This window comes from Celeribacter persicus, from assembly GCF_003050785.1.
GTDB classification, from domain to species: domain Bacteria; phylum Pseudomonadota; class Alphaproteobacteria; order Rhodobacterales; family Rhodobacteraceae; genus Celeribacter; species Celeribacter persicus.
Genome location: NZ_QAOH01000067.1, coordinates 1 through 2,829 on the forward strand (window position 1 = coordinate 1; position 2,829 = coordinate 2,829).

Genomic DNA, 2,829 nt, shown 5'->3' on the forward strand with positions numbered 1-2,829 from the left:
GTAACCGCCCGATTGAGACCGCAGGTTACTTCTGAAGCATAGGGGCGACCAAGATGATCGCCATGCCGGTCAGGCAAAAGATTGCGCCGATGATATCCCATCGGGTCGGAATCTGCCTCTCTACGGCCCAAAGCCATGCGATAGATGCTGTGATGTATATGCCGCCGTAGGCCGCATATGCACGACCGGCAAACTCGACCTCAACACGCGTCAGCAAGTATGCGAACAGGGCGAGGGAGATCGCGCCCGGGATAAGCCAGAGGGCTGAGCGGTCAAGACGTAGCCAGGCCCAGAACGCGAAGCAGCCCGCGATCTCGGCGAGAGCAGCCAGGGCATACATGCCGATTGCCGCGAAGACGCTCATCATGGGCGAGCTGCGCTCCACTGCCACGGCAGCAGTTCGTCAAGCCGGTTGATCTTGTGATCATGGATACGGTCGAGGATATCGGCGAGCCAAGCCTGTGGATCGAGCCCGTTCATCTTGGCGGTTTCGATGAGGGTCATCGCCCTGGCCAGCGTCTCGCCACCGCTATCGGAGCCGGCGAAGAGCCAGTTTTTCCGTCCGATGCCGATCGGGCGCATGGCGCGCTCGGCGGGGTTGTTGTCGATGCCAACGCGGCCGTCTTCGAGGAAGAGCTCGAAGGAAGACCAGCGGCTGAGACCGTATCGGAAGGCCTTGGCGAGATCGCTCTTGCCCGGAATGCGCAGCAGCTGGGCCTCGGCCCAGGCCTTGAAGGCATCGACCATGGGGCGGGAGTGCGTCTGGCGCGCGGCCTGTCGTAGTTCGGCGGATTGACCGGCGACCTCGCGCTCGACATCATAAAGCTTGCCGATCCGGTCGAGGGCTTCCCGCGCAATCTCGGATTTCGTGCTGTCCCAGACATCATGGAAGTCGCGCCGAAGATGCGCCCAGCAGGCGGCCTCGCGGAACTGGCTGCTGCCGTCCGCGCGTGGTTCGTAAAGCAGATTGAAGCCAGCATAGGCGTCCGCCTGAAGGATACCGCCGCTGTCTTGCAGATGCCGCTGAGGATGTTCCCCCTTGCGATCCGGGGAGAAGCGGTAGACGACACCGGGCGGCGCGGCGCCGTCCCAAGGACGTTGATCCGAGACATAGGCCCAGACCCGTCCCTGCTTGACCCCTTTGCCGAGGCCGCGGTCCCGGCGTGACCGGTCCAGGACGCGGATCGGGGTGTCGTCCGCGTGCAGCACCGGCGCGGCCATCACCTCGGTCTCGATCCGTTCAATGATAGGGGCGAGCACCTTCATGGCGCGTCCGCACCAGTCCAGCAGCGTGCTGTCCGGGATGTCGGCCCCCATACGGGCGTAGATCTCGTTCTGGCGATAGAGCGGAAGGTGATCATCGAACTTGGACACGAGGATCTGGGCCAGAAGCCCAGGACCAGCCATGCTGCCGGGGATAGGGCGACTTGGGGCGGCAGGCTGCACCATCTTCTCGCACCGGCGACAGGACTTCTTCACCCGCGCGATCTGGATCACCTTCATCTGCGCCGCGACCATGTCGAGCAACTCGCTGACATCCTCACCCACCACGCGAAGGTCGCCACCACAGTCGGGACAACAGGAGCCGGGATCGAGTTCGCGCCGTTCGCGAGGGGTCGTGTCCGAGACGCGCGGGCGTCGACGAGGCTTGATCTCAGCGACAGCGGCATCGATCGCCGCAGGCACCTCCTCCTCGACTGACCCATCACGCTTCTCGGCAACTGCGACCAGGAGGTCTTCGAGCGCCAGTTCGAGCTGCGCGATCTCACGCTCAATCTTTTCCGAGGACTTTCCGAAGGCCTGTTTCTGGAGCTTGGCGATCCGCAAGCGCAGAGCCTGAACCAACTGCTCGTGGGCCTGAAGCGTGGCCGACATGCGTGCATTCTCCGCCTGAAGTGCGGCGATCATCGCCTTCAGGACCGCAGGATCATCAGAGAGAATGTGGGCATCATCGGACATGCCGACTGATACCATGCACAGGTCGAGATGGCCAATAAAACAAGTGGATTCAGGTAGATAATCTACCCGACCCGCGCGGGTGGTGCGCCCCAGTCCGGGCGCCTCCAATCGATCCCTTCCCAGAGCATCGCCAGCTGGGCGGAGGTCAGCCGCGCGGCCCCGGCCTTGGTGTTCGGCCAGGGAAACCGTCCGCGCTCGAGGATCTTGTAATAGAGGCAGAAGCCTTGGCCATCCCAGTAGAGCAGCTTCAGCCGATCCCCCTTTCGCCCCCGGAACGCGAAGACCGCGCCGCTGGTGGGTTTCTGGCGCAGCACATCCTGGGCCAGGGCTGAGAGACCGGCAATTCCTTTCCGCATGTCGGTCGCGCCGCACGCCAGGTAGACCCGGACCCCGGTGCCTGGGCCGATCATGCCGCTTCCACCGCGCGGATCAGCCCGGTCAGCGCCTCCCCATCCATGCTGCTGTCGAAACGGAGGCAGCGACCGTTCCCCAAACGCAGCTCGACAAAAACCGGGCGAGCGGGCGGGGAGTGGGCCGGTTCGGACTGGGTGCCGAAATCAAGAGGCAGGAAGACTGCTCCCCGATCCGGCGACCAAAGGCCCTTCTTCTTCAGGTCCCGGCGCCAGCCGTAGATTTGCGAGCGTGTGAGCTCATGTCGCTGAGCAACTTGCGTAACCGAAGCCCCGCCAGCACCCACTTCCAGCAAGATCTCGAGCTTCTCCTCGTCGCTCCAACGACGGCGCCGCTCGACACCCAGAACCTCACCCAACATAGCGCCTCCCGATAAGACACGTCGCTAAAGACGTCGTTATGCACGTGTCTTATCTCGGTCCGCCTCCATCAGGCAGGCGGCATCAATCGGGCGCTTAC

4 protein-coding genes are annotated in these 2,829 nt (G+C 63.5%); all 4 read right to left on the reverse strand.

Annotated elements, in window-relative coordinates; all coding sequences use genetic code 11:
- Positions 1-25 precede the first annotated feature (25 nt).
- The 4 genes from C8N42_RS21065 to tnpA all read right to left on the reverse strand — a co-directional run bounded on the left by C8N42_RS21065 (position 26) and on the right by tnpA (position 2,731).
- Positions 26-364 carry a YnfA family protein gene (locus C8N42_RS21065; protein WP_088736309.1) on the reverse strand — a complete coding sequence of 113 codons (339 nt, stop codon included), beginning with the start codon at positions 362-364 and terminating at the stop codon, positions 26-28.
- Positions 364-1,959 carry an IS66 family transposase gene (tnpC, locus tag C8N42_RS21070; protein WP_164185595.1) on the reverse strand — a complete coding sequence of 532 codons (1,596 nt, stop codon included), beginning with the start codon at positions 1,957-1,959 and terminating at the stop codon, positions 364-366. The genes C8N42_RS21065 and tnpC overlap by 1 nt, the downstream gene beginning before the upstream one ends.
- Before the next feature lie 62 nt (positions 1,960-2,021).
- Entirely contained in the window at positions 2,022-2,369 is a 348-nt protein-coding gene (tnpB, locus tag C8N42_RS21075; protein ID WP_107818344.1) for an IS66 family insertion sequence element accessory protein TnpB, read from the reverse strand.
- Positions 2,366-2,731, reverse strand: a complete 366-nt coding sequence (gene tnpA / locus C8N42_RS21080; protein WP_107818346.1) for an IS66-like element accessory protein TnpA — start codon at positions 2,729-2,731, stop codon at positions 2,366-2,368. Before tnpA ends, tnpB begins: the two co-directional genes overlap by 4 nt.
- Positions 2,732-2,829: the final 98 nt, after the last annotated feature.

Excerpts from the sequence above, each read along its gene's own strand:
- C8N42_RS21065 (WP_088736309.1), bottom strand. The coding sequence starts at position 364 with ATGAGCGTCTTCGCGGCAATCGGCATGTATGCCCTGGCTGCTCTCGCC.
- tnpC (WP_164185595.1), bottom strand. The coding sequence starts at position 1,959 with ATGTCCGATGATGCCCACATTCTCTCTGATGATCCTGCGGTCCTGAAG.
- tnpB (WP_107818344.1), bottom strand. The coding sequence starts at position 2,369 with ATGATCGGCCCAGGCACCGGGGTCCGGGTCTACCTGGCGTGCGGCGCG.
- tnpA (WP_107818346.1), bottom strand. The coding sequence starts at position 2,731 with ATGTTGGGTGAGGTTCTGGGTGTCGAGCGGCGCCGTCGTTGGAGCGAC.